At 41.5% G+C, this 17827-nt stretch carries 16 protein-coding genes; 2 read left to right on the top strand and 14 right to left on the bottom strand.

What is annotated here, in order from left to right:
• Positions 1-26 precede the first annotated feature (26 nt).
• The 11 genes from KQI58_RS07430 to KQI58_RS07385 all read right to left on the bottom strand — a co-directional run bounded on the left by KQI58_RS07430 (position 27) and on the right by KQI58_RS07385 (position 12615).
• Positions 27-1874: a beta-glucoside-specific PTS transporter subunit IIABC gene (locus tag KQI58_RS07430; protein WP_216407851.1), complete on the bottom strand. Its 1848-nt coding sequence runs from the start codon at positions 1872-1874 to the stop codon at positions 27-29.
• 318 nt (positions 1875-2192) lie between these two features.
• Positions 2193-3026: a BglG family transcription antiterminator LicT gene (licT, locus tag KQI58_RS07425; RefSeq protein ID WP_216407850.1), complete on the bottom strand. Its 834-nt coding sequence runs from the start codon at positions 3024-3026 to the stop codon at positions 2193-2195.
• 596 nt (positions 3027-3622) lie between these two features.
• Entirely contained in the window at positions 3623-4399 is a 777-nt protein-coding gene (locus KQI58_RS07420) for a hypothetical protein (protein ID WP_253295831.1), read from the bottom strand.
• A gap of 12 nt (positions 4400-4411) precedes the next feature.
• On the bottom strand, positions 4412-4732 hold the full coding sequence (locus tag KQI58_RS22620; protein WP_253295830.1) for a hypothetical protein: 321 nt from the start codon (positions 4730-4732) through the stop codon (positions 4412-4414).
• A 362-nt stretch (positions 4733-5094) separates the two neighbouring features.
• Positions 5095-5235: a hypothetical protein gene (locus KQI58_RS07415; RefSeq protein ID WP_216407849.1), complete on the bottom strand. Its 141-nt coding sequence runs from the start codon at positions 5233-5235 to the stop codon at positions 5095-5097.
• A gap of 142 nt (positions 5236-5377) precedes the next feature.
• Positions 5378-6025 (bottom strand): beta-phosphoglucomutase, encoded by a 648-nt coding sequence (pgmB, locus tag KQI58_RS07410; RefSeq protein WP_216407848.1) that lies wholly within the window; start codon positions 6023-6025, stop codon positions 5378-5380.
• On the bottom strand, positions 6026-8164 hold the full coding sequence (locus tag KQI58_RS07405) for a glycoside hydrolase family 65 protein (RefSeq protein ID WP_216407847.1): 2139 nt from the start codon (positions 8162-8164) through the stop codon (positions 6026-6028).
• Positions 8165-8217: 53 nt separating this feature from the next.
• Positions 8218-9636 (bottom strand): PTS transporter subunit EIIC, encoded by a 1419-nt coding sequence (locus KQI58_RS07400; RefSeq protein ID WP_216407846.1) that lies wholly within the window; start codon positions 9634-9636, stop codon positions 8218-8220.
• A gap of 15 nt (positions 9637-9651) precedes the next feature.
• Positions 9652-11085 carry a family 1 glycosylhydrolase gene (locus KQI58_RS07395; RefSeq protein WP_216407844.1) on the bottom strand — a complete coding sequence of 478 codons (1434 nt, stop codon included), beginning with the start codon at positions 11083-11085 and terminating at the stop codon, positions 9652-9654.
• Between the two features lie 155 nt (positions 11086-11240).
• On the bottom strand, positions 11241-12095 hold the full coding sequence (locus KQI58_RS07390) for a helix-turn-helix transcriptional regulator (protein ID WP_216407842.1): 855 nt from the start codon (positions 12093-12095) through the stop codon (positions 11241-11243).
• Positions 12096-12252: 157 nt separating this feature from the next.
• Positions 12253-12615, bottom strand: coding sequence for a potassium channel family protein (locus KQI58_RS07385; RefSeq protein ID WP_216407840.1), 363 nt, complete (start codon positions 12613-12615; stop codon positions 12253-12255).
• 151 nt (positions 12616-12766) lie between these two features.
• On the opposite strand from KQI58_RS07385, the gene KQI58_RS07380 reads away from it, so the two are divergent.
• The gene (locus tag KQI58_RS07380) at positions 12767-13114 is read left to right on the top strand and encodes a DUF488 domain-containing protein (RefSeq protein WP_216407839.1); all 348 of its coding nucleotides are present in this window, start codon (positions 12767-12769) and stop codon (positions 13112-13114) included.
• 285 nt (positions 13115-13399) lie between these two features.
• Positions 13400-15175, top strand: coding sequence for an ammonium transporter (locus KQI58_RS07375; RefSeq protein WP_216407838.1), 1776 nt, complete (start codon positions 13400-13402; stop codon positions 15173-15175).
• Positions 15176-15311: 136 nt separating this feature from the next.
• On the opposite strand, the gene KQI58_RS07370 is transcribed toward KQI58_RS07375, so the two are convergent.
• The 3 genes from KQI58_RS07370 to KQI58_RS07360 form a co-directional block, all read right to left on the bottom strand.
• Entirely contained in the window at positions 15312-16457 is a 1146-nt protein-coding gene (locus tag KQI58_RS07370) for a cation:proton antiporter (protein ID WP_216407837.1), read from the bottom strand.
• A 140-nt stretch (positions 16458-16597) separates the two neighbouring features.
• Positions 16598-17161 (bottom strand): methyltransferase family protein, encoded by a 564-nt coding sequence (locus KQI58_RS07365; protein WP_216407836.1) that lies wholly within the window; start codon positions 17159-17161, stop codon positions 16598-16600.
• A 162-nt stretch (positions 17162-17323) separates the two neighbouring features.
• Positions 17324-17785, bottom strand: a complete 462-nt coding sequence (locus KQI58_RS07360) for a hypothetical protein (protein WP_216407835.1) — start codon at positions 17783-17785, stop codon at positions 17324-17326.
• Between the last annotated feature and the right edge of the window lie 42 nt (positions 17786-17827).

Genomic DNA, 17827 nt, shown 5'->3' with positions numbered 1-17827 from the left:
CTCTCTGCTCCCATCTTTACTATCACTTAAATCACATACAATACGGCATCTTCATAATCCGCCGCTTTCATTTCATCCTTTGGCACCACATCGATGAAGGTATCGCTGTTTGTCACGACAATTGGGATCACCGTATCATAGCCTGCCGCTTTAACCGCCGCAAAATCAACCGTCAATAAAGGCTGTCCAGCTTTAACGGTATCACCGGCGGCAACCAAACTTTCAAAATGCTGACCATTTAATTCTACAGTATCAATTCCCACATGGATCAGCAACTCCATTCCCGCTTCACTAGTCAAGCCAATCGCGTGTTTTGTCGGGAAAAGCGCAGAGATTGTCCCGTTAAATGGGGCAACGATCGTATTTTCTTCAGGAATGATGGCGATGCCCTCGCCCATTACTTTGCTGGAAAACGCGGAATCATTGACCTTTTCCAATGGAATTACTTTTCCTTTAACAGGTGCCAACACTTTTTTCGGGTCGCTGCTGCCACTTTCAACCACTTCTAAAACAGCATCTTCGGTTGTCACTTCCTCTTCAATCCCAAAGAACCAAGTCAAAACAAAAGTCAGCACGATCGAAGCTGCGGCAACAATACAGGCATTGATGAAATTCCCGTCAATACCACCATTAATAAATTGCGGTAGCGCCACAAGTGATGGTACCGCAAAGGCATAAGATTCCACCCCAGTAATTCCCATGAAGATTCCACACAAAGCACCAGAAATCATCGCAGCATATAACGGTTTTTTATATTTCAACGTCACACCATATAGCGCTGGTTCTGTTACCCCTGCCAGCAATGCAGAAATCCCAGCACCTAAAGCAACCTGTTTAAGATTTTTATCCTTCGCCTTTATAGAAACAGCAATCGCCGCTGCTCCTTGTGCGATATTCGCTGCCAACATCGCAGGTAAAATCAACATATCCGGTGTCGCCGGAGAAGCAATCAAGAAAATTGGTGCAAACGCCCAATGCATCCCTGTCATAACGATCAACGGCATCAACGCTGACATCAAGCCTAACGCCAACCAGCCCGCTTTTGCTTGAATCCAAATAACCGCCGCTGATAAGCCTTGCCCAGCAAATGTCCCTAATGGACCAACCACGACTAACGCAATCACTCCAGATAACAAAAGAACCACTAGCGGCTGCAACAGATTTTTCATCACCGCTGGAATGATCTGATTAAAGAAGGACTCAATGTATTTCATCAGCCAAACCATGATTAATATCGGAATAACCGACGAGCCATAACTCGCTAACGTGATCGGCAAGCCGAAAATACTTACTGGATCGCCCGCTGTAACCATCGCCGCGAAGTTTGGATGCAGCATGATTCCCCCTACAGCAACTGCCAGCATCGGTGTCACACCAAATTTTTGCGAAGCAGTAAATGCCAACATCACCGGCATGAAATAAAACGGTGCATCCCCAAAAAAGGACAATACGGCATACGTGGAAGACGATTCACTCAAGGCACCGATCAACGGCAACACAATCAGCAGAACCTTGATCATTCCACCGCCAAGCAAAGCCGGAATCAATGGCGACATACAACCTGAAATCACGTCCACTAGATTTTCAAATAAATTTTTCTTTTCCGTTGATTCGACTGGTTCTGAGTTGAAATTTCCTAACTTCGTGAAGGCTCGGTAATAATTTGCTACATCATTTCCTAAAATAATATGGTATTGCCCAGCCTTTTTCATGACCCCCATCACGCCTGGGATCGCCTTGACCTGTTCATCGTCTACCTGCTTTTGATCCTTTAAAATCAATCGTAAACGAGTAATACAATGAGTCGCTGTTTGAATATTTTCACTGCCGCCAACGGCATTATAGATCTCTTTAGCTGTTTGTTGGTATTTCATTTTTCTCCTCTTTTCTGAATAGAAATCTTTCTATTCATTTTTGTGTTTTTTTCAGAACATTGGTTTTTTGATAAGTTACGGAAACTGGAACTGGCAACTACCTCTTTTTAAGGAATTCATTTTTCCAAAAGCGGGAAAAATGAGTCTGATTCTCGGTGCGCATACCATTCCATTTTGTGGCTTGAGATGCGACTGACTTCAAATCATTAATTATCGCTTTCGCTAAATAAACTGTGAAAAGTGGAACTGGCAAAAAAAGACCTAAAGCTGCCTTATAGACAAGCTCTAGGTCATGCTCCGTTTGGATAACAATCCTAGTTACAAATTTCTGGTGATGCGTCGAATGTGGGCTGTCAGATAGAGGAGTTCGGTTGAGCTTAGCTCATACTCGAAATCCTTCTGTACATAGTCCTTGATCTCTAATGCGCTGGCGTATTCGCCCTCATATTTATGTCGTAATGTATTCAATAATTCCTCATCTTCATCATCATAGTGATCTCCTGCTAACAGACGCTGCGCAAAGAACTTCACATGAGTGATGAAGCGATAATAGTCTAATGAGCTTTCATCAAACTCTGTTCGATAATGGGTTTTAATAATCGTTTCGATTTTTTTCGTGATCTCAGCGATTTCATAGGCAAACTCCCAAGTTTTGTCCATCTCCGCATTGACAAAATGGATCGCAATAAACGCTGCCTCGTCAATTTCAAAAGATATCCCTAAATCATTTCGAACAACCTCGATCGCCTTTTCACCAACCGCGTATTCATCCGGATAGAATCGCGCGATGTCCCAGCGCAGAGGATTTTTCAAGATAATTCCCTCGTGATAGCGATCAATCGCTGAATGGATATGATCGGTCAAATTCACATAAATGATTTCATTTAGATTTTTTCCTAATTTGATTTTTCCAAAATTGATAATCTTCTCTGAAACCAAAATATGCTCCATCGGCACATTGATCAATAACTCTGTAAATTTACTTTGTGTTTCCTTATCCTTCAGCAAAAATGTCTTTTCAATCTGCTCAAGTTCAATCGTCTGCCCTTTTTTCTTCCCAAAGGCGATGCCCCGACCCATCAGCAGCACGTCAACACCCTTGCTGTTTGAAGAAATGACGGTATTATTATTTAACACCCGTTTAATAATCATGATTTAATTCCCTCGCTAGCCATAAAAAAAGCCCATTTACATACACGTCCATTGTGCGGTAAATAGGTCCTGCTCACATAAAGTGATAACATCCAACAATTTTTATTTCATTCACGCATGCTTACCCGAAGTAATAACATCAAGAACTTATGAAAAGGTTATCACGAATAATTAACCCTGTCAACGTTTTTTTAATGTGATTTTCATGGTCACTTCACTACTGGTATTGTTACCCATTTTGATAAAGCTGTTTCATCAAGATTGAATAGTGCTGTTTCCCTAGTTATTTAAACGCTGATTTTTAATTATTAGCAGCATAAAAAGACCGTTGAGCGAACGGAAAATTACTCTAGTCGTGTCTAGTCAAGTCTCCAATTATTACGTCAAAAATCGTTCGCATTTAACCTCAAAATTCTTAAAACCATGAGCTAATTTACCCATACTAAATAACCCCTTCATGACAGAGTCCTCACCAAATAATACGCTTTGATCAGCACGGTGTTTACCTCATGAAAAAAGTCTCCTTAAAAAATAGCGATACAAGATACTCGTTTATCTCCCGTACATTGAAGCACTTCGAGACTCCCCTATCACTCTCAATAGTGTCTTTTAGGTTTATTCTGCTTCTGACTATTCTGGAAATTCTTTAAGAGCTTTCTGTCCTTTTTCTTCGGCTGTTTAATCTTTCTATTATCAGCGGTTTTTTCCGACATATGATTTTCGGCGCTCGACTCAATCCCAGCACCTGCTAAAGCCATGGCTGGAATCTTCTCCTCAGTTTCATCTGTATCGGATACCTTCGCGGACTTCTCTGGAGTCGTCTTCTCATTCGATAAAACAATTCGATCGTCTAAACTCGTTTGAACACCGAGTGGCGGGTCAATTTCAGAACAGTCTTCAAGCATTTCCTCCTCCGCCATAGCAGCATTTGCTTCTTTATAGATGCTCATCAGCAGTTCAATCAAGGTCTCTTTGCTAAGCGTATTCAGATCACAGCCATCAATCAGGTTCGCTTCATCACCAGCTGAATCACCAACCTTGACAGATACCTTCACATGATTACGTCCCAACTCCTCCTGCGGCTGTTCCTTCGGCGCTTTTGAACTAGACACAATCGTGGTACCGATACAATCATAATCCAAGAATTCAGCAAAACGGCGCAAGCCATCCTTTTGAAAGATTGTCAGATTTGTCAAAATCTCAAGTATCCGTTTCGTTTCTTCCATGCTGTTTCTTGGGTCCGCATCCCGTAATCTCCATGTATGTTTCTTTCCACTGGCGTCTTTAAAAATACTCACAAGAGTGTAACTTTCATACTCATGTGTAACAGCTGCACTGCCGTGATTCTTCAAATAGCTTGCTTGAATACGCATGCTTTTCGTTGCCTATTCATATTTTTTCTCATTGTTAAATAAACGTTTTATGATCTGTTGCCACTCTGAATCGATAAAATAGGATTGGAAATAAGGTAAGAACTTTCTCAACGTCTCGCTTGGTTTCGCATCATTATAAATTTCACGGATCACGTCTTGAAACAACAATGAAAAATCTCCCAAAACAAGGGCATGACGCACCATGATAGCGATCGCATATTCAATGACAGAATCTGCATCCTGTGTTTCCTTGAAATATTGAACCACTTTCTTCTCAACGGTATCACGCTTAGAACAAAACAATTGACGTTGCTGAAGCTTCTTAATTTCCATGACAGACCTCTCCTTTTCATCGTTAGCGATTTTTCATATGTATTAATGATAGCGCATTAAATAACCTACTACCAATTTTAAAATCTTCGCAAAAATTAAAATTTTGATTTCTTAAAATAGGAGATTTTGCGCAAATAAAGCGTATACAAGGCAACCGAGCTCTCAGCTAATAAATTGCGAACTTCTTCTGTATCCTTGTAGCTCGTACCTTTTCCATCGGTTTGAGTATTCCAACTCTCGTCATCAATAATAATTTTAGGGAAGAATAATCAACGGATTTTCTAGTAAAATAATTTTAATTTTTGCGATACACTATTCAGTGAATTCTTCTAATGCATTCTCTACCTATTTGATCCGTGTTTCTAAATCCAACATGCGATGGTGTTCAAGAGATTCTTTCCCTTATAACGATTATTTTCGTCCACCGCCAATTCGTCATAATCAGAAAAAAGCGTTTCGATCTTATCTGGATCGCTTTTTTCGATATTAAAATGTTTTTTCATTCTTATCCGAAAATCCAAGAGCAGCGATTTCTTCTTTTCCAATGTATAAAGCCTTAGCCTTTCTCCAAGTCTTTAATTCATCTTAATAACTCCTTCTTCCCAGAAAAAAAGACTACCAAAATTTCTGGTAGTCTCTAACTATCTACAAACAAAGCAATTCCTCGATAGTCAATTCCGAAAAATCATTCACTACTCGATCAGCGCCTTTTAACTGCTCCGCCGCCCCGATACCGACGGCATACATCCCGCAACCTTTGATTCCATCGATTCCCGCCTGTGCGTCTTCAAAGCCGACCACTTCTTCAGGTTTTAGATTTATTAATTCCGCGGCTTTGATAAAAATTTCTGGATCGGGTTTGCCTTTTGTCAACGTTGTTGGATCAACGATACCGGAAAAATAGTCTCTGATCTGCAATTTGTCCAAAATATATGGGGCATTTTTGGATGCTGAGGCAATCGCGCAAAGGATTCCGACCTCGTGGGCATTCTCTAAGAATTCTCTAACTCCTGGCAATACGTCTTCAGGCGCTAACGTCTCCAACAATGCCACGTAGTGCTGATTCTTTTTTTCTGCCATTTTATTTAATTCTGAGTCGGAGTAAACATCCAGTTTATCGTCCTGGGCTAAAATCCGCGCCAGCGAATCCTGACGACTGATGCCCTTCAGCTGTTCGTTGAAGGCCTCATCGATCGTAATCCCGATCTCAGCGGCTAGCTGTTTCCAAGCAATATAATGGTATTTTGCCGTATCTGTGATCACACCATCTAAATCAAATACAAAACCTTTCATTTATTGATGCTCCTCTGCGACTTTTTCGATCCAATGCTCTTGATGACTGACGTAAACACGATACTTTTGATTTTTAAAATAGGTATAAAAATCAATTTCGTCGATCTCTGCCGGCAAATGGGGATCAATTGTCAGCCTATCTTCCACTATCTGAAGATTACAAAAACCATAAACAATCGACATGAAGGTTCCGCCCATCGATGCGGTATGGATACCGTCCTTCGTATTTTTATGACTGTTATCTAGATCGGTTCGGGCATTTTTGATAAAATATTCATAGCCTTTTTCTACTTGTCCCAAACGACTATATACCGTTGAGAACGTCGAGTAAGACAGAGAAGAATCATGAGTCGTTACCTCATCGTAGTATGCAACACTCTTAGCGATTGTCTCCTTGTTAAAGGAATCTGGAAACAGCATCAACGCCAGTACGGCATCCGCTTGTTTAGAAATCTGATAACGATAAATCGTCAATGGATGATAATTCAGCAATAACGGATAGTTTGTTTCTTCTTTAGAATAAGGCCAAAAGCTTTTATTCAAGAAATCTCGATCCTGAGCAATTATTCCTTTTTCTTCATCAAAAGGCAAGGCCATCGCCGCTGAAAATTGCGCGAAATCCTGTAACTCAGACTCTTCAAGCTGGAGCTTCTTGGTTAAATCGGACCAGCTTTCAGGACGATGCTCTTTCAATAATTTCGCGAAGCGATTGAGCCATTGGAATTGATAAGCAACCAATTGATTGGTGTAATAGTTGTCATTAACCAGTACCGTGTATTCATCTGGACCGGTAATTTTATCGATGTGAAATTTGCCGTTTTTCATGTAGCCGATTTCGCTGAACACACGAGCCGTTTCCAATAGAACTTCAAATCCACAGTCCGCAATAAAAGCTAAATCGTCCGTGTAACGATAATATTGAATAAACGCGTAAGCAATATCTGCGTTGATATGGTGCTGCGCGGACCCGCCTTCGAAAAATGCGGAAGACTCAGTGCCTGAGATCGTCCGCCATGGATAGAGCGCCCCTGTTTGATAGCCGAAAAGCTGACGATTCTCCCGTGCTTTATCCAAAGTAGTATAACGATAAGTCAGCAATTGCTTCGCCAGCAGTGGATTTAAATGCAAGAAGACCGGAAAAACAAACATCTCCGCGTCCCAAAAGTAGTGCCCCTCATACCCGCTACCGCTCAAACCTTTAGCCGCAATGCTAGTGGTACGATTCGTCCCAAGTGATTGCAGCAGAGCAAAGGTACTGTAATTGACACTCTCTTCAAGGTTTTCTGTACTTTTGATGTTTACTTTCGCACTTTGCCAAAAATCATTCAGAAATTCTATTTGTTTCTGAACTAGTTTGGCAAAGCTGCACTCAATTTCCTCGTGTTTCTGCTGCTGAAACGCATAGCTTAGATTTTTTTGATAGCTGTCACCCTCCAGCTTTGTGCTGATCACGATTCGATCCTCTTCAATCGTTTGTTCAACCGTCTGATTATCAATCGACCAAACTAACTCCGCTTCCAATTGGGAATACTCGGTGCCGAATACACAGCTCTTTTTGGCTAAATCAATCTCCTTAATCACAATCTTTTGTAGATCATGGCTCATGCGCGGATCGTTTTTATCAATCGTGCGCACTGGATAGAAATTTAAATGGGTGGTAAGTTCAATTTCCTCCTGATGATTCAAACGCTCGAAATCAATCTTCAGTGAAAAAAGATTTTTATAATGGAAAGAGGCTAAACGCGAGATCGTGATTTTTGTTTGGCGGCCTTGCGGCGAAGTCCAAACTAAGTTCCTAACTGTAATACCTTTTTCCATATCCAAATAACGTTCACTGTCACTGATTGTTCCTTCCATAATGGAAAACTGTTCACCTCCGATGGTAATCAAGGTTGTTTGCCCGTCGATCACGCTGATCATGGTTTCTCCTGTCGGGGTGAAGCCATACATCTTCTCTGGATAGTGCAGCTCTTTGGTTTCGTAAAAGCCATTGATATAGGTCTCACGGTTGGTAGAAAAATGATTGTAGTAATCCTCCTCCAGATTGCCTCGCAGACCAATATATCCATTGCCGTTAAACAGCAAACTCTCCGCCTTTTCCAAGGTTTCGGTTTCGTAATCATTTAAATAAATTTTCATAAATGATCCTCCAAAAAGCAGGATAGAAGATTCTTCTACCCTACTCAGCTTTTTTATGAATTTACTGCCAAACCTTCCGCAGATTTTTCGGTCGGTGTGGCTTCAATTTTTTCGTCCTTTTGCAGAACGAAGGTCAATACAAAGGATAAAACCACCGACATCAACATCATAGATAATCCTGCGATGACATTGGCTGTGCCCTTATCACCTGAGAAACCTAGAATCGCCATCAAACTATTTTGCGGTACATACAACGTCACATGCATCAATCCGGCAAAACAGCCTGAAATACCCGCACTAATACAAGCCGCCACTAATGGCTTTTTATATTTCATCGTGATCCCATACAGGGCCGGTTCGGTGATTCCCATAATAGCCGAGATTCCCGCCGCTGCAGCGATTGATTTAACATTCTTTTGTTTTGATTTAAAGGCCACTGCCAAAGTTGCTCCACCTTGTGCCAAGTTGGCACAGATTTGCGCGACTAGAATCAAGGATTCAGTGCCTGTTGCGGCAAAAGAGGCCACAAAGATTGGTGTCAAGGCATGGTGCATTCCGGTCATAACGATAAACAGCATCGCTGCTGCTAATAGCGCTACCATGATAAAGCCTAATTGACCTTGCATTAAGTTGATCACCCAAGCCAAACCTTGTCCAGCATAATTACCTAATGGGCCAATCACGATCAAAGCTAGTGGTGCCGTGATTAATAAAGTCAGCGTTGGATTCAACAGAATCTTCAAGGATTGTGGAGTGATTTTATCCACGCCACGTTCGATATAAGACATCGCCCAGATCGTCAAAAGCGCCGGAATCACCGAAGCAGCATAGATCACCCCTTGAATCGGCATTCCCAGAAAAGAGATTGGATCACCCGAAGCTACCCACTGACTGAAATTAGGATGCAGGAAAACACCCACAACAATAATAGCGATTGATGTATTGACTTTAAATTTATTCGCTGCAAAGACGGCTAACAGAATTGGCATAAAATAGAAAGCACCATCTCCAATAAAATCTAATACACGATAAGTGCTTGATTCATTTGACATCCAATGGAAAGTCGTCGATAACGAGAGAATTATTTTGATCATCCCGGCAGCGGTCAAGGCCGGGATCATCGGAGTCATACAGCCCGTAATCGTATCGACAACTCTATTGAAAATACTCGTTTCTTTGGTTGAAGCTGCGGAAGATGCCTCTTTTACTTCGGAATCGCCATTGGCTACTCCCTGACGAATCACTTCTTCAAAAACATCGCCTACATGACTGCCAATAATTACCTGTAACTGCGTTGGTGTGGGATTTACACCCACGACGCCATCAATCTGCTTTAGCTCATCCAGATTTGCCGCAGCTTGATTTTTTAAATCAAAACGTAAGCGGGTCGCGCAATGGACTGCTGAATTGATGTTGTCAGCTCCCCCAAGTCCTTGAATGATTTCCTTTACTAATGGTTGATACTTTTTCATTTTTTATACCCCTTTCTATTCAAATACAACGGCTCCATTTGATGAAATGATTTTTTGATAAAAAGCAAAGCTGTCTTTCTTGTAACGCTGATGTGTTCCCTTATTTTCATCATCCTGGTCCACATAAATGACCCCATAGCGCTTGCTGATCTTTCCTTCACTGACACTAGGCAGATCAATGATGCCCCACATCAGATAGCCCATCAGCTCAATGCCATCCTCTTCTGCTGCTAACAGCATATTTTTGATGTGCCCTCGCAAATAATGGATACGATAATCATCCTGCACCTTTCCATCCGCGAACTCATCCTGAGTTCCGATCCCGTTCTCCACAATGAACAGCGGTTTGTGATAACGATCCTGCAGCTGATTCAAGGTGATTCGTAAACCTAATGGATCATCTTGCCACACACTCTTGCCTTTTGGTAAATAAGGATTTCGCAGCGTTGTGTAGCCATTTGTAGCGACACGATCAATCCCACTCTCCTCAGCTGCGGTGCAGGCACTGGAATAATAGCTGAAGGAAACAAAATCAACGGTATTCTTTTTAAGGATTTCGTCGTCCTCTTGGTCGATCCTCAGCTTCAAATTCTTTTCAACAATATAATGAGCAAAGAATTTCGGATATTCTCCAAAGACTTGCACATCGGAGAAAAGCAAATTCTCTCTCTCCTGCTGAAGTGCCGCGAACACATCTTTAGGATCGCAAGTATACGCATAAGTTTTCCCAGCGGCTAACATTGCACCGAACTGGTTTGCTGGATCAATTTCTTTTCCAGCTTGAATGATCAACGCATTTGCTAATAATTGATGATGGCCCGCTTGGTATTGCATCGACAAATTGTCTTTGCCTTCTTCAAACAGGATGCCTCCGCCGATAAATGGAATATGCAGAACCATATTCATTTCATTAAAGGGAATCCAATACTTGATTCGCCCTTTGAAACGTGACATTACTGTTTTGCCGTAATGAAGAAAGAAATCAATAACCTTGCGATCTTCCCAACCGTTGTATTTTTTGACTAAATGGATAGGTATCTCAAAGTGAGACAACGTGACAATCGGTTCCATTTGCTGCTTCTCAAGTTCGGTTAAAAGATCCTCATAAAATTTTAGCCCTGCTTCGTTGGGCTGCTCCTCTTCCCCTGTCGGAAAGATTCGCGACCAAGAAATGGAAAAACGAAAACTGTTCACACCAAGCTCTTTTAATAAAGCAATATCCTCTCGATAATGGTGATAAAAATCATTGCCGTTTCTCCCAGGATAAATTTCATCTCCGGTAGACACTAAGATCGAACCTGCTTGATTCTTATATACTGCTTTCAGTCGACGATCATCTAGCGGTAAATAATCAAAGTTTGAAGGCTGTCGACCATCTGCTAAATAATTCCCCTCACTTTGGGCAGCGGAGATCGCTCCACCCCAGAAAAATTGCGTTTCTTTTTTCATTTATCTTTTCTTCCTCTCGGTCAGTATCCGTTTTCATCTGTGTCGATACTTTTATTATAGCGAGGAAAAAAATTTTTTATTCCCCCATTTTTGTTGTATTATTCTCAAATATTGTCGAAAGGCAATTACCATATCAGTAATTGCCTTTCAAGTAGTTATTCAATTTTCATCGTATTCCGATATTCTAAGGGGGCCATCGCCATCGAACTTTTAAAAAGACGATAAAAGGTTTTATTACTTTCAAAGCCTGTTTGTGCAATGATTTCCGACACTGGTAAATCACTATTGATCAGCAGCCACTTAGCTTTATCAATCCGATAATCGTTTAAAAAGGTTAAAAATGTTTTACCCGTATTTTTCTTAAAAAACTTCGTAAAATAAAATGAACTATAGCCGGCAACTTCAGCGATATCCTGTAAAGTCAACGCTTCTTGATAGTGTTCCTCGACAAAATTAAAAATCTCGTCCAGCTTTTCCAGCACATCCTGAGTCGCTAGCTTATTGATTTTCTTTGGCTGTTTTACTTGCTTGGGAATGTCTCGTAGCAGTCGTTGAATCAGCTCAAACAATCTAGCCTTTAGCGTAAATTGATAACCAATTTGCTGCGTCCCCATTTCATAATTCATGGCTTCCAGCAAAGTTCTGATCGCTGTCTCATCTGATTCTCCCCACTGCGGACTAACCGGCAGCAGCTCTGAAAACAGCTTCTGTAAATCCAAATTTTCTTTATTTCCTGCCGTAAAGTAATTCAAATCAAATTGATAAACCAGCCGTTCACTTCCAGGCGAAGCCAAAACATAATGAATCAGCCCGCCTCCAATAAAGGCGATCTCACCTTCACTCAGTTTATATGGAACATCGTCAATCCCCAATGAGATCGTCCCTTTTATCACATAAATCAGCTCAACTTCGCGATGCCAGTGAGGCGTGGTCAAAATATCGCCGTCATTCACCAATATCCGAAAAGGAAACTCTTTATCTAATTCAGGCATTTCTAAATAAATTGCCATCGCATTCACCTCATGGTTATTTTGGCGGAAAAAAAGCAGAAAGTAAACACTTCTTTCTTCCCCTCTCGATGACGAAACAGCGAAACCTAGTAAAAGCAGGTAGCGAATGAGTCATTCGTTTCCTGCTTTTATTTTATTCGGCTGTTAAAAACCGTTACTACTTATTTACCGGTGTGCTTTTCTCGTGATGCTTTTTCTGTTTATGATACTCAGCCAAAGCCCGACTGAAATTCGCGATTACACCCGTAATGATCCCCACACCGATCAAAACATAGATAATCGTAAACAGTTTCCCTAAAGCTGTCTGGGGCGCTAAATCCCCATACCCGACCGTCGCTAAAGTCATGACAGAAAAATACAATGCGTCGAGATACGTCATTCCCTCGACATTATGATAAAAAACCGTCCCGATCAGCAAAATAAACAATAGCGCCAACATGATCGCTTTTTGCTCTTCCTGTCGAAACAAAATTTTTAAGATGTGCCACAAGCTTCTAAATAGTAATAAAAATGCAACCATGAGAACCGCCTTTCAGATCCGTTACGTGTTTAGTTTCTTATTATTTTATCAGATATTCGCAGCAGCATAAAATCTCTCATCCACAAAAGTTACTTTACTCACTCTTTATCACTGTCTTTGCTAAAATAAAAGAGCAAAGGAAGTGTTCAGCATGTTAAAACTGAAAAGAGCCTATTTACCAGCAGAAGAAACCGATGGTTATCGCGTATTAGTAGATCGCCTATGGCCACGAGGAAAATCTAAAGAAACGGAAAAAGTCGATTTGTGGCTAAAGGAAATCGCACCAAGTCCTGAATTACGCAAATGGTTCAATCATGATTCTGAAAAATATCCAGAATTCCAAGTAAAGTATCGCCAGGAACTACAAAGCGGCCCGCAAAAAGAAGCACTGGAGCAATTAAAAGCCATTATCAAGCAACACCAAACCGTCACCCTAGTCTACGGTGCAAAAAATGAGACGGAAAACAACGCTCATGTCCTATATGAAATTCTTCAATAAAAGATCCTACGCCTGATGCACATCAATCAGGCGTAGTTTTGCTTTTTGAATTAGAAAAGTTCGGCTGAATCGTAGATGTACCGAGAAAAAATCTCCCCCCTATACAAAATAAGCGCTTTGGGGACCCCTCGTCTCAAACCGCTCATGTAACAAAACCTCACATAAAATGTCTTCTTTTTTGATTTTTATTGCCAAAATTAAAATTTAATTGGAAAATCCATTGAAATCTCATCATTTTCTGTGTAACATGTTAGAAAAGTTAACACAAACGAAAGGATTGATAGTATGTATTCGTCAGTGGATGTTATTTGGACGTTGTTAGGTGCTTTTCTAGTGTTTTTCATGCAGGCAGGATTTACCTTAGTGGAGTCTGGCTTTACTAGAGCAAAAAACGCTGGGAACATTATCATGAAGAATTTGATCGATTTTTGTTTTGGAACGGTCCTTTATTGGATCATTGGTTTTGGTATTATGTTCGGCGGAAGCAGTGCCATTTTTGGGGGCATTCATTTATTTGCCGGAAATTCTCTTACATTTGATTTGCCGACACCAACATTTCTGCTTTTCCAAACAGTCTTTTGTGCCACCGCGGCAACGATTGTTTCAGGAGCGATGGCTGAACGTACCAACTTTATCGCTTACTGCATCTTCAGCGCAGTGATAAGCGGCTTAATCTACCCGATCTCAGGTCATTGGATTTGGGGCGGCGGCTTTTTAGCTGAAATGGGCTTCCATGATTTCGCCGGTTCAACAGCCGTTCATATGGTTGGGGGAATTGCTGCCTTCACTGGTGCTGCGATCGTTGGTCCCCGCATCGGTAAATACACGAAGGACAAAAAATCAAACGCGATCCCCGGTCACAATCTGACTCTTGCCGCTTTAGGTGTCTTTATTCTTTGGTTCTCTTGGTTTGGGTTCAACGGTGGCTCGACCACCTCAATGACTGGCGACGATACGATGCTGGTAGCTTCAAATGTGCTGGTCAACACCAATATCGCCGCAGCAACCGGAACACTAGCAGCCTTAATCGTATCTTGGATCAAATACAAAAAGCCAGATGTCTCTTTGACGCTAAATGGTACTTTAGCTGGATTAGTTGGGATTACCGCCGGCTGCGACATGGTCAGCTCTGCTGGGGCTAGCGTGATCGGTTTATTAGCCGGAACTGCCATGATTTTCGCCGTTGAATTTATTGATAAAAAAGTACGTGTCGATGATCCTGTCGGTGCAGTAGCCGTGCATGGCGTCTGCGGAGCTTTTGGGACGATTTTGACCGGGCTACTAGCCTTAGACGGCGGACTTTTCTATGGCGGTGGAACGAGCTTTATCATTACTCAAATCTTTGGTGTTTTAGTCACTGCGGCTTGGGTGGGTGCAACGACGACCGTGCTGTTTTTGGCATTGAAATACACCGTAGGCTTACGCGTTTCGGAAGACGTGGAATTAGCCGGATTAGATGTAACAGAACACGGTCTGCAAAGTGCTTACAGCGGTTTTGTAGTGACTCCGGATATGACAAATGCTACCGACCTACCGCAATCAAACCCGGCACTTTCAGCTACGAACATGTTTGCTAAAGAACCTGTTTTAGCTACGGATACCGCAGATATTCAACTATCAGCGACAGAAACGACGACTGCTGCCTCTGCTGATCCAAAAGCCGCATGGCGCAAAGTTCCTCAAAGCACGGTGGAAAATCTGCCGATCTCGATGGTCTCTGTTGTGATCAACGAGAACAAACTAGATGAGTTAAAACAAGGATTAGAAAAAATCGGAATCGAAGGCCTAACCGTTACGCAGGTCTTAGGTCATGGGATTCAAAAAGGCAATACCGAGTATTACCGTGGTTCAGTGGTCCCAACGAAGCTTCTGCCAAAAGTAAAAGTCGATGTGGTGATCAGCAGCATTCCGATTCATCAAGTGATCAATACCATGAAGCAAATTTTGCATACCGGAAAACCTGGCGATGGCAAAATCTTCGTTTCAGCAATGGATAATGTGGTTCGCATCAGTAACAGCGATGAAGGAACCGAAGCACTTCAGGGGTACACCGCAGATTAAGCTCCGTCAAATCAATCCTTCCATTCTCATAGGCTTAATCTGCTTCACCTGTCAGTAAAATTACTGGCAGGTTTTTTATTGCGAATAAACGCAAAACTACCTAATCAGCATATGCCGATTAGGTAGTCGGTTTTAATCAGTAGATTTTTCTTGTAAAGCTTTTTAATAAGAATGGTGAAGCTAAGGTAGTAAACAAAATGATTAGAATAAATGCTGAATAATAATGATCTGTGACTAATCCGCTTTGATAGCCTAGCTGAACAATGATCAAGGCCATCTCTCCGCGCGAGACCATTCCAGAGCCCACCATTAAGCTGCTAGTATTGCCAAAGCCAGCCAATTTCCCGCCAATGAAGCCTCCAGCAAGCTTTGAAGCAATCGCGATTATTGTCAAAAGCAAGATGAACACCAGCTGTTTACTGATTCCCGCAAAGGAGACCTCTAATCCGATACTTACAAAGAAAACTGGGATAAATACCGCATAGCCAATGGCCTCTACATTCGTTTGAACATCCTTCCAATCCTTCGTCTGACCGATTGCAACGCCAGTGAAAAATGCCCCAATCACAGAGCTTAAACCGATAAAATCTGCTAAATAGGACATACTTAAACAAAGAATCAGCGAAACAATAATCACCGATGATTCCGCTAAAAGCTTTTTACTCAACCGCATCAAATACGGTGCTCCCCAGCGAATCAAAAGAAATACGCCGGCAAAAAACAGCACCTGTTCTACCAACATGATTCCCAGCGGCCGATCATTTCCGCCATTCGCCCCTAAGAAGGACATGCTCAAGCTGACGATCAAGACGACTAATATATCATCCACCACTGAAGCCCCGAGAATCGTCGAGCCTTCTTTAGTATTGACTACATTCAATTCCTTCAATACCTCAACCGAAATACTGACAGATGTTGCCGCTAAGATCAGTCCTAAGAAAAAGGCTTCATTTAATTGAATCTGAAAAACAATCCCGCCAAGCGTCCCCAGCAAAACCGGAAAAAAAATGCCCAAAACGGCCACATACATCCCTGGTCGGAAATATTTCTTAAGCAAGGACAAATCACTTTCGATCCCCGCCAAAAACATCAATAGGATTACGCCGATCTCAGAAAAATCCTCCACTAAAATATCCGGATGAACCAAATTGAAGCCAGCCGTTCCTAACAAAATCCCCACCAGCAGCTGGCCAATCACCGCAGGTATCCCAAATCTCCTAAAAAAATGACTTGCAATTGTAGTACTGATTAAAATCAAACACAAAACACCGATAAATGCCATTTCCTTCATCCCCTCATATTTCACAATAACGAACTATTTTGACTTTAATCGTGAAATTGTCTCGACCTCTCTAGTCTAGCGAAAATGAAATCGATTGGAAAATAATTGGATTCAATACAGATGCTTTGTGAATGTTCGGATCACAGATATCTTCTTACCGCTTTTTGATATTCCCGATAGCGATCTCCAAAAACAGCGATCAAATAGTTTTCCTCTCCGCGAATCTGCCAATGAAACAGGAAAAGTGCTAGCACCGCCATTACAATCATCAAGACATTCGGAAAAATTAACGCAAAGCCCAGATACAACAAATCAAAGGCCACAAAAGCCGGATTTCGACTAACCCGATAAATTCCAGTAGTCACTAAATCTGTTCGTTGTTGCTCATTAAAGCCCGCTCGCCAATTCAATCCCATCGCTTTGACCGCAACAAAGAATAAAACTACTCCTAAAAAAGTCAAAACTAATCCAGCATATCCCCAGCCCGTTTGATTCACAGCAAAGAAAAATGGCGCAAGAAACTGAATAAGCGCACCAACTCCAGTTATGATCCGCAAAACAATTTCAAAATATTTTTCATGCGAACTCTGTTTGTCACCCAGTAAGTTAACCTTGATTCCCTGTTTTCTTAGTAGCCATGCCTTCCCAAGATAAATCAAATAGAAGGCTGTTAAACCAAGCAATGCGCTGACACGTATCAACATGCCGATCCCTCCTTTTATATATGATTGCATATTCATATGTTTATTATTTCATATGAGCATTCCCCCGTCAATAACAAATCTGCTAATTTACTTCTCACAAAAATAACCACCCAATGACCGTTGAGCCTAGTCATTAGGTGGCTACTTAAAAAATCCGCCTTTTTACAATTTAATATCGTCGATGTTATCTGTAATAATCCAGTCATCCATATTTTTTTCGCGATTATAATAGAAAGGTTCAATCTTCTCTAGATGGCTAACCTCATAGAGCCCGATGCACTTTTTCCCATGCCATCGCACTTTTTGCTTTTTAGATAGATTCAGCTCCTGCCCAAACCCTTCGATAAAATCGGTCGATTCTTCCGGAGTCATTTTGTATTTCTCAATCACTTTGGTTAACACACCACGATGAGTGATTTCCATTTTCCCGCCCTTTTCAACAAAGTATAGAATATCGTTCTCTTTCGCTCGCCCACCAAGCGGACTCTTCTTGCCAGCCGAACCGCGAATAATCATTGTTTTCTCACCATTGATCAATTTTTCCAATTCCTTGCCTTCGTTGTCTAAATAAACCAAATGCTCTGCTTGTCCTTCTCTTTTTTGGTACCAGTCTCTATTTGCCATTCCTTCAACCTCCATCAGCGATAACGTGTTGTTACTAAATAC

Origin of the sequence: Enterococcus raffinosus (assembly GCF_018917525.1) — a bacterium.
GTDB classification, from domain to species: Bacteria; Bacillota; Bacilli; order Lactobacillales; family Enterococcaceae; genus Enterococcus_A; species Enterococcus_A raffinosus_A.
The sequence above is the reverse complement of the archived record's forward strand: the minus strand, read 5'-3'. Positions and strand labels throughout refer to the sequence as shown.